General features: G+C 59.8%; 17 protein-coding genes. 6 read left to right on the top strand and 11 right to left on the bottom strand.

The features are described from left to right. Positions 1-21 precede the first annotated feature (21 nt). The 3 genes from def to D6877_RS10230 all read right to left on the bottom strand — a co-directional run bounded on the left by def (position 22) and on the right by D6877_RS10230 (position 1,869). Entirely contained in the window at positions 22-561 is a 540-nt protein-coding gene (gene def, locus D6877_RS10240; RefSeq protein WP_130910672.1) for a peptide deformylase, read from the bottom strand. Beyond that, on the bottom strand, positions 558-1,514 hold the full coding sequence (locus tag D6877_RS10235; RefSeq protein ID WP_123443670.1) for a YihY/virulence factor BrkB family protein: 957 nt from the start codon (positions 1,512-1,514) through the stop codon (positions 558-560). The genes def and D6877_RS10235 overlap by 4 nt, the downstream gene beginning before the upstream one ends. A gap of 163 nt (positions 1,515-1,677) precedes the next feature. Then, positions 1,678-1,869 carry a CsbD family protein gene (locus tag D6877_RS10230; RefSeq protein WP_042607250.1) on the bottom strand — a complete coding sequence of 64 codons (192 nt, stop codon included), beginning with the start codon at positions 1,867-1,869 and terminating at the stop codon, positions 1,678-1,680. Positions 1,870-2,063: 194 nt separating this feature from the next. On the opposite strand from D6877_RS10230, the gene D6877_RS10225 reads away from it, so the two are divergent. Continuing rightward, positions 2,064-2,441: a hypothetical protein gene (locus tag D6877_RS10225; RefSeq protein ID WP_016775519.1), complete on the top strand. Its 378-nt coding sequence runs from the start codon at positions 2,064-2,066 to the stop codon at positions 2,439-2,441. Between the two features lie 158 nt (positions 2,442-2,599). Here D6877_RS10225 and fadD1 read toward each other — a convergent pair whose 3' ends face one another. Together fadD1 and fadD2 are read right to left on the bottom strand one after the other, a co-directional pair. Beyond that, on the bottom strand, positions 2,600-4,297 hold the full coding sequence (fadD1, locus tag D6877_RS10220) for a long-chain-fatty-acid--CoA ligase FadD1 (protein ID WP_024014053.1): 1,698 nt from the start codon (positions 4,295-4,297) through the stop codon (positions 2,600-2,602). Between the two features lie 347 nt (positions 4,298-4,644). Then, positions 4,645-6,333 carry a long-chain-fatty-acid--CoA ligase FadD2 gene (gene fadD2 / locus D6877_RS10215; protein ID WP_130910671.1) on the bottom strand — a complete coding sequence of 563 codons (1,689 nt, stop codon included), beginning with the start codon at positions 6,331-6,333 and terminating at the stop codon, positions 4,645-4,647. 225 nt (positions 6,334-6,558) lie between these two features. On the opposite strand from fadD2, the gene D6877_RS10210 reads away from it, so the two are divergent. Together D6877_RS10210 and D6877_RS10205 are read left to right on the top strand one after the other, a co-directional pair. After that, entirely contained in the window at positions 6,559-7,503 is a 945-nt protein-coding gene (locus D6877_RS10210) for an alpha/beta hydrolase (RefSeq protein ID WP_130910670.1), read from the top strand. 43 nt (positions 7,504-7,546) lie between these two features. Continuing rightward, positions 7,547-8,017: a MaoC family dehydratase gene (locus D6877_RS10205; protein ID WP_003227420.1), complete on the top strand. Its 471-nt coding sequence runs from the start codon at positions 7,547-7,549 to the stop codon at positions 8,015-8,017. Between the two features lie 292 nt (positions 8,018-8,309). Here D6877_RS10205 and D6877_RS10200 read toward each other — a convergent pair whose 3' ends face one another. After that, positions 8,310-8,777, bottom strand: a complete 468-nt coding sequence (locus D6877_RS10200; protein WP_016773542.1) for a PA2169 family four-helix-bundle protein — start codon at positions 8,775-8,777, stop codon at positions 8,310-8,312. A gap of 206 nt (positions 8,778-8,983) precedes the next feature. On the opposite strand from D6877_RS10200, the gene D6877_RS10195 reads away from it, so the two are divergent. Together D6877_RS10195 and D6877_RS10190 are read left to right on the top strand one after the other, a co-directional pair. Beyond that, complete coding sequence (locus D6877_RS10195; RefSeq protein ID WP_003227425.1) at positions 8,984-9,220, top strand: DUF3820 family protein; 237 nt, start codon at positions 8,984-8,986, stop codon at positions 9,218-9,220. Positions 9,221-9,250: 30 nt separating this feature from the next. Continuing rightward, a complete protein-coding gene (locus tag D6877_RS10190) occupies positions 9,251-10,432 on the top strand; it encodes an aminotransferase class V-fold PLP-dependent enzyme (protein ID WP_130910669.1) in 1,182 nt (393 codons plus the stop codon). Here the strand turns inward: D6877_RS10190 and D6877_RS10185 are convergent. The 4 genes from D6877_RS10185 to zwf all read right to left on the bottom strand — a co-directional run bounded on the left by D6877_RS10185 (position 10,362) and on the right by zwf (position 14,029). Next, positions 10,362-11,009: a hypothetical protein gene (locus D6877_RS10185; protein ID WP_178083665.1), complete on the bottom strand. Its 648-nt coding sequence runs from the start codon at positions 11,007-11,009 to the stop codon at positions 10,362-10,364. The two genes, D6877_RS10190 and D6877_RS10185, sit on opposite strands and share 71 nt — an antisense overlap. 170 nt (positions 11,010-11,179) lie before the next feature. Next, positions 11,180-11,845 (bottom strand): bifunctional 4-hydroxy-2-oxoglutarate aldolase/2-dehydro-3-deoxy-phosphogluconate aldolase, encoded by a 666-nt coding sequence (locus tag D6877_RS10180; RefSeq protein WP_016773539.1) that lies wholly within the window; start codon positions 11,843-11,845, stop codon positions 11,180-11,182. A gap of 17 nt (positions 11,846-11,862) precedes the next feature. Continuing rightward, complete coding sequence (gene pgl / locus D6877_RS10175) at positions 11,863-12,576, bottom strand: 6-phosphogluconolactonase (RefSeq protein WP_130910668.1); 714 nt, start codon at positions 12,574-12,576, stop codon at positions 11,863-11,865. After that, the gene (gene zwf / locus D6877_RS10170; RefSeq protein WP_016773537.1) at positions 12,563-14,029 is read right to left on the bottom strand and encodes a glucose-6-phosphate dehydrogenase; all 1,467 of its coding nucleotides are present in this window, start codon (positions 14,027-14,029) and stop codon (positions 12,563-12,565) included. The genes pgl and zwf overlap by 14 nt, the downstream gene beginning before the upstream one ends. A 226-nt stretch (positions 14,030-14,255) precedes the next feature. Here zwf and D6877_RS10165 point away from each other — a divergent pair, with 226 nt between their 5' ends. Further along, positions 14,256-15,116 carry a MurR/RpiR family transcriptional regulator gene (locus D6877_RS10165; RefSeq protein ID WP_169842436.1) on the top strand — a complete coding sequence of 287 codons (861 nt, stop codon included), beginning with the start codon at positions 14,256-14,258 and terminating at the stop codon, positions 15,114-15,116. A gap of 206 nt (positions 15,117-15,322) precedes the next feature. Here D6877_RS10165 and D6877_RS10160 read toward each other — a convergent pair whose 3' ends face one another. Beyond that, entirely contained in the window at positions 15,323-16,177 is an 855-nt protein-coding gene (locus tag D6877_RS10160; RefSeq protein ID WP_130910667.1) for a D-hexose-6-phosphate mutarotase, read from the bottom strand. Positions 16,178-16,277: the final 100 nt, after the last annotated feature.

The raw sequence follows: 16,277 nt of genomic DNA, 5'->3' as shown, positions 1-16,277 counted from the left end.
GGTATTATGGTGTTCTGACAATCATTCGTCAGCGTTGGGATCAAGGTCCGGGAACAGCACTTCGGTAAAGCCGAACTTGCTGAAATCGGTAATCCGTGACGGGTAAAGCCGGCCGATCAGGTGATCGCATTCATGCTGCACCACTCGCGCATGAAACCCCGAGGCCACGCGCACGATCGGCTCGCCCTTGGGATCAAAGCCTTCGTAGCGAATCTGCTGATAGCGCTCCACCGCACCGCGCAGGCCCGGCACCGACAGACAGCCTTCGAAGCCCTCTTCCATCAACGGATTCAACGGCGTGATCAGCGGATTGATCAGGATCGTCTGCGGCACTGCTTCAGCATCCGGGTAACGCTCGCTGTGTTCGAAGCCGAAGATCACCAGTTGCAGGTCGACGCCGATCTGCGGCGCCGCGAGGCCAACGCCGCCGACGCTTTCCATGGTCTGGAACATGTCGTCGATCAGTTGCCACAGCTCGGCGCTGTTGAACATCTCAGGCGGTACCGGCGCGGCGATGCGCAACAGGCGCTCATCACCCATTTTCAGAATTTCACGAATCATGGTCGGGCTTCATCAGTGTCCGGCTTGAGCGAGTGATCGCGGCCCAGGCCGGAGACGTGTTGTTTGGTGGATTCGTCGGGCTCGCCAGGGGCTTTTTCGCCCTTGTCCTTGCCTTCGGCGGACATGTGCTCGATCACTGCATTCATTTCTGCGCCGAGCAACAGCACCGCGGCGGAAATGTAGAAATACAGCAACAGCACGATGATCGCCCCGATGCTGCCATACATCGCGTTGTAGTTGGCGAAGGTTTTTACGTAGAAGGCAAAGCCCAGTGAAGCGAGAATCCACACCACCACGGCCAGCACCGAACCTGGGGTGATAAAACGGAAGTCCTGTTTGACGTCAGGCATCACGTAATAGATCAGCGCCACCGCGACCATCATCAGAATCACGATCACCGGCCAGCGCGCGATAGTCCACACCGTGACGATGAAGTCTTCCAGCCCCACTTGTGCGGCGATCCAGCCCATCACCTGCGGCCCGAGCACCATCAGCGCCGCGGCAATCAGCAGCATGCCGGCGATGCCGACGGTGTAGACGATCGACAACGGGAAGCGCTTCCAGATCGGCCGGCCTTCGACCACGTCATAGGCGGCGTTCATCGCGCTCATCATCAGGCGCACGCCGGCGGACGCGGTGTACAGGGCGATGACGATACCGATGGACAGCAGGCCACCCTTGGATTGCTGCAACTGATCGATCACCGGATTGACTTGCTCCAGGGCCTGCGGCGGCAGCACCAGTTCGGATTGCAGACGCAGCCAGGAGAAGAAATCCGGCAGGTGCAGGAAACCGATCAGGGCGATCAGGAAAAGAATGAACGGGAAGAGCGAGAACAGCATCTGGTAGGCCAGTGCCGAGGCGTAGGTCGACATTTCGTCATCGACGAATTCAGTGACCGTGCGCACCATCACCCGGTGCAGGGGCAGACCTTTCATGTCCGGGAATATCATTCGCGTCTCCTTGCGCCGCAAAAGGTTGAAGTCGTGGCGACTCAGGGGCCGTTTTTTACCTCAAGGTAGCCTACTTGGCGATCCTTCGGCGGATGACCGCAGGGTTCTGATACAAAAACGGCCATCCTTGGATGGCCGCTCGTGTGATTCGTTCAAGGCTCGCTTACGCCTTGTCGACGCCTTTTTTCACAGCGTCCTTGGCGTTGCCGACCGCTTGCTGGGCTTCGCCTTTTTTCTCTTGAACTTTGCCTTCCGCGCGCAGCTTGTCGTTGTCAGTAGCTTTGCCGACGCCTTGCTTGACGTTACCGACGGCTTCGTTGGCCATGCCTTTTACTTTATCGCCTGTGCTACTCATGGTGTTTCTCCGTGAAGCATATAGGGAAGAAAAGTCATTACGTAACGATTGACCGGTGCGCTTTGCGCCGAGTTTCATTTATTTTGCCGGCATTTCGTCGTGGCATGCAGGTTGCGCTTTATGTTTGCCGGCGTTGCCCCGAGAATGCTCAGCCTACGGGCGCTGAGCCCGGCACACCGATTCGCAGGAATGTCATGAAGCTCAATAAAACCCAGGCCATCGCCCGTCGCAACCAGGAACTGGGCGGCGCCGTGCTCGGCACTAACAACTGCCACTTCGCCGAACTGAACCGTAACCGCAACATCTGGTGGTTCGACCTGCCGGTGTCGCGTCTGGCCATCGGTCAGTACGAGTGGATTCACTTGCTGCTGCACACCCCGGCCACCGATGAGTTGCTGCACCTGAAAGTGCCGACGGTGTTCCTGCGCGAAAAGCTCGAAGGCCTGGTGATTCGCAACGAAGGCAAACGCAAGGCGGCGCTGAGCCTGGAATTGAGTGCGGACAAGGATTCGTATCTGCAGGACATGCGTCCGGCGGGGACCAATGTGAATTTTGCGCCGTTTCGTCAGTAACAGCTTCGCGAGCAGGCTCGCTCCCACACTCAACCGCGTTCGCCAGTTGCAACACGGTCAAATGTGGGAGCGAGCCTGCTCGCGAAGGCGGCTCCACAGTTGATACAAGTGTAAAGACACACACCAACAAAAAGCCCCGCATCTGCGGGGCTTTTTATTTACGCGGCAGACTTGGCCTTGATCTTCTTCAGTTCTTCATCCCGCAATTCGCGGCGCAGGATCTTGCCGACGTTGGTGGTCGGCAGCGCATCGCGGAACTCCACCGAGCGCGGCACTTTGTAGCCGGTAACGTTGGCGCGCATGTGGTCCATGACCTGTTCTTTGGTCAGGGTCACTCCCGGTTTGGCGACGATGAAAATCTTGATCGCCTCACCCGACTTCTCGTCCGGCACGCCGATCGCCGCGCACTGCAACACGCCCGGCAAAGTCGCCAGCACGTCTTCCAGTTCATTCGGATAGACGTTGAAGCCAGACACCAGAATCATGTCCTTCTTGCGATCGACAATGCGCATGTAGCCGTCCGGCTGGATCAGCGCGATGTCACCGGTTTTCAGCCAGCCGTCGCTGTCGAGCATTTCATCGGTGGCTTCCTGACGCTGCCAGTAACCCTTCATCACTTGCGGGCCCTTGACGCACAGCTCGCCGATTTCACCCAGCGGCTGCTCGACACCGGCATCGTCGATGACTTTGCACAGGGTCGACGGTACCGGAATGCCAATGGTGCCGATCTGGATGTGCTGGATCGGGTTGACCGTGGCCACCGGGCTGGTTTCGGTCATGCCGTAGCCTTCGCAGATGGCGCAACCGGTCACGGCTTTCCAGCGCTCGGCCGCCGCCAGTTGCAGGGCCATGCCGCCGGACAGGGTGACTTTCAGCGCGGAGAAATCCAGTTTGCGGAAACCTTCGTTGTTGCACAGCGCCACGAACAACGTGTTGAGGCCGACGAAACCGCTGAACTTCCACTTCGACAGTTCCTTGACCATCGCCGGCAGGTCACGCGGGTTGCTGATCAGGATGTTGTGGTTGCCGATCAGCATCATCGCCATGCAATGAAAGGTGAACGCATAGATGTGATACAGCGGCAGCGGCGTGATCAGGATCTCACAGCCTTCGTTGAGGTTGGAGCCCATCAGCGCCTTGCATTGCAGCATGTTGGCGACCAGGTTGCGGTGCGTCAGCATCGCGCCCTTGGCCACGCCGGTGGTACCGCCGGTGTATTGCAGCACCGCGACATCGCCGCTGTCCGGATTGGCTTCGGCCACTGGCTGGCCGTGGCCCTTGCTCAGGACGTCGTTGAATTTGATGGCTTTGGGCAAGTGATAGGCCGGGACCATTTTCTTCACGTACTTGATGACGCTGTTGATCAGCAGGCGCTTGATCGGCGGCAGCAGGTCGGCGACTTCGGTGACGATGACATGCTTGACGCCAGTCTTCGGCACCACGGCTTCGGCCAGGTGCGCCATGTTCGCCAGGCACACCAGGGCTTTGGCGCCGGAGTCGTTGAATTGGTGTTCCATTTCCCGCGCGGTGTACAACGGGTTGGTGTTGACCACGATCAGCCCGGCGCGAATGGCACCGAAGACCGCGACCGGATACTGCAGGACGTTGGGCAGTTGCACGGCGATTCGATCACCGGGCTGCAAGTCGGTATGCTGTTGCAGATACGCGGCAAAGGCACCGGACAGCTCGTACAGCTCACCGTAGGTGATTGTCTTGCCGAGGTTGCTGAAAGCCGGTTTGTTGGCGAAGCGTTGGCAGGATTGCTTCAACACTGCCTGAATGTTCGGATACTCGTCTGGATTGATCTCGGCTGCGATTCCAGCCGGGTACTTATCCTTCCAAAAGTCTTCGATCATGGAAGCCCACTCCTCAGCAACGCGAATTCTTCACCGCATTTGATGCGATTATTATTGGTGTGTGTTTTGTATTGGTGAATCCGGCGTTTTACAGGCCGAGAAGTCACAAAGCGCGCCGAGAGTAGCAGCTTTGCCAAGGGTCGACCAGAGCCAAACGTGGGCCCTACAGTCATATTGATGACTCAAGACTTGCCAGCGGTCATTTTAGAGCAAAAATCCTATAACTCCCCAAAACCCCCGAATTCAGCGGGCACAAAAGATTCGCGAGCAGGCTCGCTCTCACAGAAAACATCGATACCTGTGGGAGCGAGCCTGCTCGCGAATGTCACGCGCGCTGCGGTTCAGGCCTAGGCGATATCCCGCAACTCGCGCCGCAGAATTTTCCCTACAGGCGTCATCGGCAACGACTCACGCAGCACGATGTGTTTCGGCACCTTGTACGCGGTGAAGTTTTCTTTGCAGTAGGCCTTCAGCTCTTCCAGGCTGACCCCGCTCTCCCGCGCTACCACAAACAGCTTCACCGCCTCTCCCGAACGCTCGTCCGGCACGCCGATGACCGCGCAGTTGGCGACTTTCGGGTGGGCCATGACCACGTCTTCGATTTCGTTGGGGTACACGTTGAAACCGGAGACGATGATCATGTCCTTCTTGCGATCGACGATGCGCACAAAACCGTCCGGGTCGATCACGGCGATATCGCCAGACTTGAACCAGCCCTCGGCATCCAGCACTTCGGCGGTGGCTTCGGGTTTGTTCCAGTAACCCTTCATGATCTGCGGGCCTTTGATGCACAGCTCGCCGCGCTCGCCCAGCGGCTGTTCGACGCCGTCATCGTTGATGATTTTCACCAGCGTGCCCGGCACCGGCAAGCCGACAGTGCCCAGCCGCGACTGATCGCCGTAAGGGTTGGTGCAGGCTACTGGCGAGGTTTCGGTCAGGCCGTAGCCTTCGGTGATACGGCAACCGGTCATCTGCTCCCAGCGCTCGGCGGTGGCCTTGACCAGCGCGGTGCCGCCGGAGTTGGTCAGCTTCAGGCTGGAGAAATCCAGGGTCTTGAATTCCGGGTGGTCCATCAGCGCGACGAACAAGGTGTTCAGACCCAGCAGCGCCGAGAAGCGCCAGTTTTTCAGTTCCTTGATGAAGCCGGCAATGTCGCGCGGATTGGAGATCAGCACGTTGTGGTTGCCCGAGACCATCATGCACATGCAATTCGCGGTGAAGGCATAGATGTGGTACAGCGGCAGCGGCGCGATCATCACCTCTTGGCCTTCGCGCAACAGAGGTTGACCGTCCGGGCCGAGCTGAGCCAGACACGCGCGCACCTGCTGCATGTTCGCCACCAGATTGCCGTGGGTGAGCATCGCGCCCTTGGCCAGGCCGGTGGTGCCGCCGGTGTATTGCAGCACGGCGATGTCGTCGAGGCCGACGTTCAGCGGCTTGATACCCAGACCGCGCCCCATGCGCAGCGCGCTTTTGAACGAGGTGGCTTGCGGTAGCGAATACTCGGGAACCAGTTTCTTCACTTTGCTGACCACGGTGTTGACCAGCCAGCCTTTGGCGGTGGGCATCAGGTCGCCCATCTTCGCTTCGATCAAATATTGGATGTCGGTGTCGGGCAGCACTTCCTGGACTTTCTGCCCGAACAGATTCAGGTAGACCAGCGCGCGTGCGCCGGAATCCTTGAACTGATGGCGCATTTCCCGCGGTGTGTACAGCGGGTTGGTGTTGACCACGATCAGCCCGGCGCGCAGCGCGCCGAACACGGCAATCGGATAATGCAGAACGTTGGGCATCTGCACCGCAATGCGATCCCCCGGCACCAGATCGGTATGGGCCTGCAGATAACCGGCGAACGCTGCGCTCTGGCGTTCGAGTTCGGCGTAGGTCAGGGTGATGCCCATGCTGCTGAACGCCGGGCGGTCAGCGAACTTCTTGCAGGAACGCTCAAACACTTCAATGACCGACTTGAACTCGCCCATGTCGATGTCCAGCGGTACGCCGGCCGGGCGTTTGTCATTCCAGAAATCAGGTTGCATTGTTCTTGTCCTCTTTACCTGAGCCGATCCGGGAGCCGCTTTCTGTCGTTTCTGCTTCGTCCATTGAAGGCGAAAAGCACAAAGCGGAGCTTCACGGACACTAGCAGCTATGGCCATTGAGGCAAATATGACGCAAGCCCTCATTGATCCCGTGAATCTTCCTGCCATGGCGTGAGCTGATCAGACGCGCTATACACTGTGGCGATGCTGAGCAAAGGAATCGCCATGACCCACGACACCTTCTGGCTGGACGCGAATGACCGCAGCCGCCTGTACGTCAACTGCTGGCTGCCGGCCACGCCATTGAAAGCGGTGGTTCTGCTGGCCCATGGCATGGCCGAACACAGCGCTCGCTACGCCCGCCTCGCCGACACGTTTTGCGACAAAGACTATGGCGTCTACGCCCCGGATCTGCGCGGCCATGGCCGCACTGCCGACAACGGCACCCTCGGCCACTTCGCCGATGACGATGGCTGGTGCAAGGTCGTCGGCGATCTGGCCAGCCTCAACCAGCACATCGGCCAGCAACACCCGGGCGTGCCGATCATCCTGCTCGGCCACAGCATGGGCAGCTACATCGCCCAGGCCTATCTGCTGCATCACAGCGCCAGTCTGCACGGGGCGATTCTCAGCGGCTCGAATTTCCAGCCAGTGGCGCTGTATCGCGCTGCGCGGCAGATTGCCCGGCTGGAAAAACTGCGTCAGGGCGGCAAGGGCCGCAGTGCGTTGATCGAGTGGCTGTCGTTCGGCTCGTTCAACAATAAATTCAAACCGGTGCGCGCCCGTTTCGACTGGCTGAGCCGCGACCCGGCCGAGGTCGACAAGTACGCCGCCGACCCGTTGTGCGGTTTTCGCTGCACCAATCAGCTGTGGATCGACCTGCTCGGCGGCTTGCAGCAAATCAGCAAAGCGTCCAATCTCGCGCAGATCGATCCGGGCCTGCCACTGCTGGTGATTGGCGGCGAATGTGATCCGGTGAGCGAGGGCAAGCGTCTGACAGATCTGGCCAATGCCTTGCGCAGGGCCGGCAGCCAGCACCTGCAACTGAAGATCTACCCGCAGGCCCGGCACGAATTGTTCAATGAAAGCAATCGCGACGAAGTGACTACCGATGTGCTCGCCTGGATCGACCAGGCCCTGAGCCACCGGCGCCCGCAGCGTAGCGAATAATTTTTTGTGGATTCACTGAAATCCGTCACAGGAATCGAAACCGATGACCCAGGTTACCAACATCCCTTACGAAGCCCTTGAAGTCGGCCAGACCGCCAGCTACAGCAAGACTGTCGAAGAGCGCGACATTCAGCTGTTCGCCGCGATGTCAGGCGACCACAACCCGGTGCACCTGGACGCCGAGTTTGCCGCCGCCAGCATGTTCAAGGAGCGCATCGCCCACGGCATGTTCAGCGGTGCGCTGATCAGCGCAGCGGTGGCCTGTGAATTGCCTGGGCCGGGCACCATTTATATCGGCCAGCAGATGAGCTTTCAGAAGCCGGTGAAGATCGGCGACACGCTGACGGTGCGCCTGGAAATTCTGGAGAAACTACCGAAATTCCGCGTGCGCATTGCCACTCGCGTGTTCAATCAGCGTGATGAGTTGGTGGTGGATGGCGAGGCGGAGATTCTCGCGCCGCGTAAACAGCAGACGGTAACGTTGCCGACTTTGCCGGCGATCAGTATTGGCTGATGATTGGGAAGTGTCAGGTAGATTGCTACCCCCTCACCCCAGCCCTCTCCCCCAAGGGGGCGAGGAGGAAAGGGAGCTGATCTGCATCGGATTCAAATCCTGCGCTCGGCGCGGGCGATCTTCAAGACCTTCCAGAACCAGAGTTCAACTCAGATCGCTCAAGTCGGCGTAACTCCGGCATTCACCTCGGTCAGTCCCCTCTCCCTCCGGGAGAGGGCTAGGGTGAGGGGCTTTTCCTGCGGGCACAAAAAAACGCCAGACAAGCTGGCGTTTTTTATCAGCCGACTAACTCTTACGAGTTGGCACGAGCCTGGTTGCGCAGGGCTTTCACCTGGTCGTGGTTGCGTTGTACGCCGTGGTACTGACGCTCAACCAGATCCTTGATGCCCACCAGATTGTGCTTGTTGATCTTCTCGATCGCTTCACGATAAGCCTTCAGCGCATGGTCTTCACCGCGCTCGGCTTCGTTCAGCACAGCCTCTTCATCTTTACCGGTGAACATGGATTTGACGTCGACCCAGCGACGGTGCAGATCACCGGCAACACTGGTCGAAGTTTCCGGATCACCGCCCAGCGAACGTACCTGAGCCTGCAGCTCGGCTGCTGCGGTGGCGCAATCGGCGGAGCGCTGCACGAACAGGGTTTTCAGTTCTGGGTGCTTGATGTCTTCGGCGCAAGTCTTGAACCCTTCCTGACCGTCCTTGCAGGTTTCAATCAGGTCGTTGAGTACAGAAATGGCTTCTTTATTCATGTCGGTCATTTTTCAATTCCTTGCGATGGGTTGAAGATGCAAGGGATATTGCAGCGTGCGTGCCAGCTTCGCTTCGGATAAAAATATCTTTGTTTTCAGTGACTTAAGAAAGATTGAACCATCTGTATGCTGGTTTTTTGCATGATCTGTCATTTGGCCTGCATGCAGAATGCCTGTATTTTCCAGGCTGTCATGTGAATCGATGAAGCGTGCTGATGAATCCGGAAAAACTCGAACTGTTGATCACCCGCGAGATGCCCTTCGGCAAATACAAAGGGCGGATCATTGCCGACTTGCCTGGCCCCTATCTGAACTGGTTCGCCCGTGAAGGCTTTCCCCACGGTGAACTCGGTGGCCTGTTGGCGTTGATGCAGGAGATCGACCACAACGGCCTGTCCGACCTGCTCGAACCGCTGCGCGCCAAACACGGCAAACCCGCCCCGCGCCACTGACGCGCCCTTCCCTCTTGAGCCTTGCCGACCATGCCTGACAACACCCGCCGCGCCCGTGACGAAGCCTTCTGGCAGACATTCGCCGACCGATACGATGTGCAGCCCGGCCCGGTCAATCTGGAAAACGGTTACTTCGGGCGCATGTCGCGCACGGTGATCGAGGAGTACCAGCGCAACATCGAGCTGATCAACACCAGCAACTCGGTTTATGCGCGGCAACGCTTCGAGCAGCACGGCAACCTCGAAATCCGCGCGCAACTGGCAGAACTGATTGGCGTACGCGCGCAAAGCGTGGCGCTGACGCGCAATGCCACCGAAGGCCTGCAATCGCTGATCCGCAATTACAATCGCCTGCAACCGGGCGATCAGGTGCTGATCTGCGACCTCGAGTACGACACGGTCAAGGGCGCCATGCGCTGGCTGGCGAAACACCGTGGCGTTGAGGTTATCGAAATATCCCACCGCCACCCGGCCAGTTTCGACAGCCTGCTGGAAAGCTACCGCGAAGCTTTCACCCGCCACCCGAGACTCAAACTGATGGCGCTGACCCATGTCACCCATCGCACCGGTCTGGTCATGCCGGTGCAGGCCATCGCCGCACTGGCCAAAGAGCACGGCGTCGACATCATCCTCGACGGTGCCCACGCCCTCGGCCAGATTGAATTTGACCTGCAAGCCTTGGGCATCGCCTTCGCCGGTTACAACCTGCACAAATGGATCGGCGCACCGTTGACCCTTGGCTTCATCTACATCGCTCCACAGCGTCTGGCCGACATTGATCCGGACATGGGCGAGATGCATTACCCGGTCACCGATATTCGCGCGCGCACCTCGTACAGCACGCCGAACATTCCGGCGCTGATGACCTTGCCGCTGGTGTTCGAAGAGCACGACGCCCTCGGTGGCGCCGCAGCCAAAAGCCCACGCCTGAATTACCTGCGCAACCTGTGGGTCAACGCCGTGCGGCATCTGCCAGGCATCGAGGTACTGACTCCGGACGATCCGCAACTTTATTGCGGGATCACCGCTATGCGCTTCACCCGGCATGCCGATCAGCAGGCCATGGCCGAGCGTCTGCTCGGCGAATTCAACCTGTTCACCGTGGTGCGCACCGGCGCCGCGTGCGGGCCGTGCATTCGCATCACACCGGGGCTGACCACCACGGCTGGCGAGATGGAGCAGTTGGTCCACGCATTGAACCAGCTGCGCTAGAACGGCGCTCCGGAGTTTTTTCGTAGCCTTCAAGACCCAACTGCGACGACACGGCGAACGTGTCGATGCCGAGGGTCTGGCAAGCGAAGGCACCGTCTTCAAGATCGGCGCCGGCGATCGGCTGCAATACCAACTGCATGGCGTCCTCGGCGGCAGCTTCACAGCCGCAGTGGCCGGGCAAATGCAAGGTGCCGGCCCAGGCCTCGTGGTGAGCTTGCGCTCCTGCTTCGTCGCCGGGAATGAATACGCTCAGCTTCAGGCAAGCAGCGCCGTGCACCGCTCGATCTGGATAGACACTGGTGAAACGGACGATGCCATGGCTGTCGGTCGATTGAATGCCGCACAGGCTGGTGTCGGTATCAATCGTCTGCCGAATGAGCACCAGCGCGCCGATAACCGGCTCGCTGGTCATCGCATCGACCAGCGAAAGACGCAGGATCAGCGGCAGGCCTTCGACGCCCTGGCTGATATTGCGCACATGGGATTCGGCTGCGGGCCGATCGGGGCGGCCGAGGGGAAGTTGCTTCGGTTGATAAGGGGATTGTGGCGCAAGGGTCAGAGACTGAAAGTCGTCCATGAGGCGTTCTCTCTTCCATAAGATGAACGCAGGTTAACTCCGTGAAAAAGACAGCGTGCAGTAACTATGTATCGCGACATGTACCGGCACTTTTTTCAGCGCAAAAAAAAGGTGCGCCGACCAAGCGCACCATAAAGCCGTAAAGCACACAACGAGGTGTCGGGTGACAATCAGTCCAGCAGCGCCAGGGCCTCGGCGGTGCATTCCTGAATGCGGGCCCAGTCGCCGTTCTTGATCCACTCCGGATCAAGCATCCAGCTACCGCCCACGCACATGACGTTTTTCAGCGCCATGTAGCTCTTGATATTGGCCGGGCCGACGCCGCCAGTCGGGCAGAATTTCACTTCGCCGAACGGGCCGCCGAGCGCCTTGATTGCCGCCACGCCACCGCTGACTTCCGCCGGGAACAGCTTGAAGCGGCGATAGCCCAGACCGTAGCCTTCCATGATCCCCGAGGCATTGCTGATGCCCGGCAACAACGGAATCGGGCTGTCGACGCTGGCTTCGAGCAGGTCGCGGGTGATGCCCGGGGTGACGATGAATTGCGAGCCGGCCGCTTCCGCCGCTGCGAGCATGTTGCGGTCGAGCACGGTGCCGGCACCGGTCATCAGTTCCGGGCGCTGTTCGCGCAGGATCTGAATGGCCTTGAGGCCGAACTGCGAACGCAGGGTCACTTCCAGCGCGGTCAGGCCACCGGCGGCGAGGGCGTCGGCCAGCGGCAGCACGTCCTGTTCGCGGGCGATGGTGATTACCGGCAGGATCCGCGCCTTGGCGCAGAGACTGTCGATCAGGGCAACTTTGTCCGCCATGGAAACGGTCGGGGATGGGGTTGTCATAGCGGCTGTTCCTTGGCTCATGGGCACCAGTAAATCTCTAACGTAGGTTGCAGAAACGCGCGCACCGGCATGGCCGCAACGTCATCGGATGCCAGCGCGGCATTCAGGGTGGTCAGTTTCGATTGACCGGAAATCGACAGAATCTTGTGCTTGGCCGAGGCCAGCAGCGCACGGCTCATGGTCAGGCGCTGACGTGGCACGCTGGGCGCCAGCATCGGCCAGCAACGGCGCGAGCCATCGGCTTGCAGGGCTGCCGCGAGGTTCGGGCTGTCGGGGAACAGCGACGCGGTGTGACCGTCATCGCCCATGCCCAGCACCAGCACATCGATTGGCGGCAGCTCTGCGAGCAGACGATCGGCCTGTTCCGCAGCCTGCTCGACGTTGGCCGCCGCGCTGTAGAGGCTGAGGAACTGCGCCTTGGCTGCCGGGCCTTTGAGCAGATACTGCTTGAGCAGGCCGGCATTGCTGTCGGCATGTTCCACCGGCACCCAGCGTTCGTCGGCCAGGGTCACAATGACCTTCGACCAGTCCAGCTCCTGCTTGGCCAGGTGCTGGAAGAACGCGACCGGGCTGCGCCCGCCGGACACCACCAGCACCGCGTTGCCGCGTGCCGCAATGGCGTCGCTCAGTTGCTTGGCAACGTTCAGCGCCAGGCCTTCGGCGAGCAGCACCGGGCTGGTGAATTCGCGGGCAGTCACGCCCGTCGGCAGTTGCACATCAGATATCGCCATACCACGACCTCCCGTCCCGCGTGATCAAAGCAATGGAGCTCATCGGCCCCCACGACCCGGCCGCATACGGCTTGGGCGCGTCACCGGATTTCTTCCACCCGGCGATCAACTGGTCACACCACTTCCACGCGGCTTCGATTTCATCTTTACGGACAAACAGGTTCTGATTGCCGTTCATCACTTCCAGCAACAACCGCTCATAGGCATCGGGAATCCGCGCGCTACGCCAGGTGTCGGAGAAATTCAGTTGCAGCGGCCCACTGCGCAGTTGCATGCCCTTGTCCAGGCCCTGCTCCTTGGTCATCACGCGCAAGGAAATGCCTTCGTCCGGTTGCAGGCGGATGATCAGTTTGTTGCTGATCTGCAGACGCTGCTCCGGGGCGAAAATGTAGTGCGACGGTTCCTTGAAGTGGATGACGATCTGCGACAGCTTCTGCGGCATGCGCTTGCCGGTACGCAGGTAGAACGGCACGCCGGCCCAGCGCCAGTTGCGGATATCGGCACGCAGGGCGACGAAGGTTTCGGTGTCGCTCTGGGTGTTGGAATTCGGTTCTTCGAGGTAACCCGGAACGGATTTCCCCTCGCTGTGGCCGGCGATGTACTGGCCGCGCACGACCTGAGTGGTCAGGCCTTCCGGGCTGATCGGCGCGAGCGCCTTGAGCACCTTCACTTTCTCGTCACGGATGCTGTCGGCGGACAGGTCGGCCGGCGGGTCCATGGCAATCAGGCAGAGCAGCTGCAACAGGTGATTCTGGATCATGTCGCGCAGTTGGCCGGCCTTGTCGAAATAGCCCCAACGGCCTTCGATGCCGACCTTCTCGGCCACGGTGATTTCCACGTGGGAGATGTAATTCTGGTTCCACTGGGTTTCGAACAGGCTGTTGGCGAAACGCAGGGCGATCAGGTTCTGAACGGTCTCTTTGCCCAGATAGTGGTCGATACGGTAGGTGCGGTCTTCCGGGAAGAACTGCGCTACTGCGTCGTTGACCTTGCGCGACGACTCCAGGTCAGAGCCGATCGGCTTTTCCAGCACCACCCGAGTGTTTTCGGCCAGACCGACTTTCTCGAGGTTCTCGCAGATTGCGCCGTACACCGCCGCCGGGGTGGCGAAGTAGGCAATCATGCGCTGGCTGCTGCCGGCCAGTTCCGCCAGCGCCACATAATCCTCAGCCTTGAGGAAGTCGACGTGCAGATAGGTCAGGCGCGCGAGAAAGCGCTCGGCTACGGTTTCGTTCAGCTCTTTGCCGACGTAACGGCGCAATTCGGCGGCGATGAACGCCATGTGCTGCTGCTCGCTGCCGGGCTCACGGGCCAGCGCAATGATGCGCGTGTCCTCGTGCAGCAGGTCGGCACCGTCAAGGTGATACAGGGCAGGAAACAGCTTGCGCAGGGCCAGATCGCCAAGCGCGCCGAACAAGGCAAAGGTGCACGGTTCAACCGTAATGGAAGGCATGATGTTTGTTCTTTTATCAAGTTAAGCTACAAATACCTTTTTTCAAGGCATCACTCAAGGGAAAATGTAGTAATAACCACAACATTTTCGCAGAATACTCAATCCGAGTGGTGGTCGCCCGGACGCATCAGTAGGATAGGCCACCGTCACGGGCCATATCAAAGGCCCAATTTGCATAGCCCGACGCAACTCTGCGTCGGTGAATCAGGAATTCCATATGGACCGCGTGCGAAATTTACTGGAACAGATCCAGAGTCGCCTTGAAGAGCTGAACAAGGCCGAACGTAAGGTCGCCGAGGTGATCCTGCTCAACCCGCAGCAGGCCACCCGCTTCAGCATCGCCGCCCTCGCCCAGGCCGCCTCGGTGAGCGAACCGACGGTCAACCGTTTCTGCCGCTCGTTCGGTGTCAGCGGTTATCCCGAACTCAAGCTGCAATTGGCGCAGAGCCTGGCCAGTGGTGCGGCGTATGTCAGCCGCGCGGTCGAGGCCGACGACAATCCCGAGGCGTACACGCAGAAGATTTTCGGCAGCGCCATCGCTTCCCTGGACAGTGCTTGCCAGGCGCTCGACCCGAACCTGATCAGCCGCGCCGTCGACCTGTTGATCCAGGCCCGGCAGATCCACTTCTTCGGCCTCGGCGCTTCAGCCCCGGTGGCGCTGGATGCGCAGCACAAATTCTTCCGCTTCAACCTCGCGGTCACTGCGCATGCCGATGTGTTGATGCAGCGGATGATTGCTTCGGTGGCGCATACCGGCGAGCTGTTTGTGATCATTTCCTACACCGGACGTACCCGCGAGCTGGTGGAAGTGGCGCGGATCGCCCGGGAGAACGGCGCTTCGGTTTTGGGCCTGACGGCGGAGAATTCGCCGCTGGCCAAGGCCAGTACCCTGAGCCTGAACATTCCGCTGCCGGAAGACACCGACATCTATATGCCGATGACCTCGCGGATCATTCAGTTGACCGTGCTGGATGTATTGGCGACCGGGATGACCTTGCGCCGTGGCGTGGACTTCCAGCCGCATCTGCGCAAGATCAAAGAGAGTTTGAATGCCAGCCGGTATCCAGTGGGTGACGAGTTCAACTAAAGATCAAAAGCCCCTCACCCCAGCCCTCTCCCAGAGGGAGAGGGAGCCGACCGAGGTGTCTGGCGCGGTACATCGACCTGAAATATCCAATCGATTATGGATTCAGAACTGCACTTTCATGTCGGCGTCATTCTTGAGCATCCCCCATTCGGTCCCCTCTCCCTCTGGGAGAGGGCTAGGGTGAGGGTATCGGTGTACTTGACGCACTAAGCAGCCGCCCACGCCTGCAAACTCAAATGCGCCTTTTCCCCAGGCGCCAAGTGCAGGCTGTCCGTGCCGCCCGCCGCTGCCTCCACACAGACGAATTCGGAAATCTCGTCCCAACTCACCCCCAGCAACGGCCGCGCGCCGGGATGCCAGACGACAGTGTCGCCGCTGTCACCGGTATCAATGCACAACTCGCGCTGCCAGGCGTGATCCTTGAGCTGTAATTCGCCGTCATGCTGGAACACCCGCTGACACCCGCCATCAATCCGCAACTCACCTTCTTGCTGGCAGACCTGACGGTTCAACTGGTCATAACCCTGTGCGCCTTCGAGCCCAGACAGCGCTATCTCACCGACATCGCCAATACGCCAGTAAGCGTGCAAAGCCTGGCTCAACTGGCACGGCATGTCGTCCTGATGCTCGGTGCTCAGGCGTAACTCCATGCGTTCGCCCAGATGCGCGTGCAGGTCGACCTGCCAATCGCACAGCTGCAATTGCCAGTGCAGACGCACGCCATCCTCGGCGCTGCTGCTGTCGAGCAGTTTCCAGTCGAGCAATCGCGCCCAACCATGCGACGGCCACGCGTTTTCGCTCGGATGACGGCCATACCACGGCCAGCACACCGGCACGCCACCGCGAATCGCGCCGACATGCGGCCACTTCGCCGCGCACCACAACCACGGCTTCTGCCCGCGCGGCTGAAAATGCAGCAACTGCGCGCCCTGACGACTGAACACCGCCTGACACAGCGGATGATCGATCACCAGCACGTCGCGCATCTGATAGCGCTCCCAGGCGAACACCGGTCGCTCGCGCAGGGATTTGAAGAAGCGTTGCAGCGGATGCTCATGCATTGGCTACGGTTCCGAATTCAACTTTCATGGGCGGTGCGAACCCTCCAAAAAAAAGCGGACAGCCTTGGCTGTCCGCAAAATGCGCACATAGAGAGGAGCT

The organism is Pseudomonas sp. Sample_9, assembly GCF_004307535.1.
Taxonomy (GTDB): domain Bacteria; phylum Pseudomonadota; class Gammaproteobacteria; order Pseudomonadales; family Pseudomonadaceae; genus Aquipseudomonas; species Aquipseudomonas mercuritolerans.
This window is presented reverse-complemented; position numbering and strand designations above follow the sequence as displayed.